General features: G+C 63.0%; 1 protein-coding gene. It reads left to right on the forward strand.

Features of this window, described 5'->3' with window-relative positions; translation table 11 throughout:
- Nucleotides 1–83 precede the first annotated feature (83 nt).
- On the forward strand, nt 84–875 hold the full coding sequence (locus ABT116_RS47090) for a TauD/TfdA dioxygenase family protein (RefSeq protein ID WP_502984084.1): 792 nt from the start codon (nt 84–86) through the stop codon (nt 873–875).
- Nucleotides 876–1,302 lie beyond the last annotated feature (427 nt).

Genomic DNA, 1,302 nt, shown 5'->3' on the forward strand with positions numbered 1-1,302 from the left:
GGCGTCGCCGCCGACCTCCCGGCCACCCCGGGCCTGCTGCCCCGCAAGATCCGTGCCGGTACGTCCGACCTGACCACAAGGTTGTGTTCTTCCAAGGGCAGCAGCATCTCGACGACACGTCGCAGTACGAATTCGCCGGAACCCTCGGCACGCAGACCACCCCGCACCCGACGGTGAAGTCCAGGGGCGACAAGCTGTTGGTGCTCGACCGCGCCGCCAACAGTTGGCATACGGACGTGACGTTCGTCGACCGCATCCCGAAAGCCTCGATTCTGCGAGCGACGACCATTCCCGAGTACGGCGGAGCGACCACGTGGGCGTCCACCACCGCTGCATACGACCAACTGCCGCCTTCACTGAAAGTCTTCGTCGAGAATCTGCGGGCCGTTCACACCAATGCCTACGACTACGCCGAGGTCGCCAACCAGGCGAACCCGGTAGATGCGCAGCGCCAGGCCTACTACGCCGAATTCACCCGTGAGATCTACGAGACCGAACACCCGGTGGTGCGTATCCATCCGGCGACGGGGGAGAAGACCCTCCTGCTCGGTCACTTCTTCAAGGAGTTCGTTGGGCTCAAGCCGTCGGAGTCGGTCGCTCTTTACCAGATCCTGCAGGCACGAATCATCAAGTTGGAAAACACTGTTCGATGGAACTGGACGGCCGGCGACCTGGCGATCTGGGACAACCAGGCGACTCAGCATTACGGGATCGCCGACTACGGAACTCAGGCACGCAGTGTGCACCGAGTGACATTGGCCGGCGACGTCCCCGTCGACGTCCACGGCGAGCAGAGTCGAATCCTCCAGGGTGACGCCGCGGAGTATTCGATCATCGCGGACATCGATCGGCTTCCCGGCTTCGCCGCGAACTGATCAGTCGTGCTGCGGGTGATCCGGCGGGAACATCTGTCCCCATGAGTGACTGCACGCTCGGCACGTCCATTCCGGGGTGTCCGGTCCCACGACGCAGCCCGTTCCGGCGAGCCACGGTAGGTGATCGAACGGATGGACCGGCATCCCCGGGGCACACTGAGCGGTTCTGTGTGCACCGCACTGCGGGCACAGTGGATTCTTCGACCGCATGTAGTCGATGAAGTTGGTTGTACGTGACGCTGGCACGCACCTGGTTGACCGGGCTGGGGTCTGTCTCCAGAATGCGTAGCGACGACGGCAACTCCTCGTAGAACAGTTGCCGGTAGTACGGATTCTCGGCGACGGCACCCTCGACTTCCTCGGACGCACGGACAATCAGGTGAAGATTCGTGGCATGCGCCTCGAACTCGAAGATGTCGAAGCCGCG

This window comes from Streptomyces sp. NPDC002130, assembly GCF_040296465.1.
Classification (GTDB): domain Bacteria; phylum Actinomycetota; class Actinomycetes; order Streptomycetales; family Streptomycetaceae; genus Streptomyces.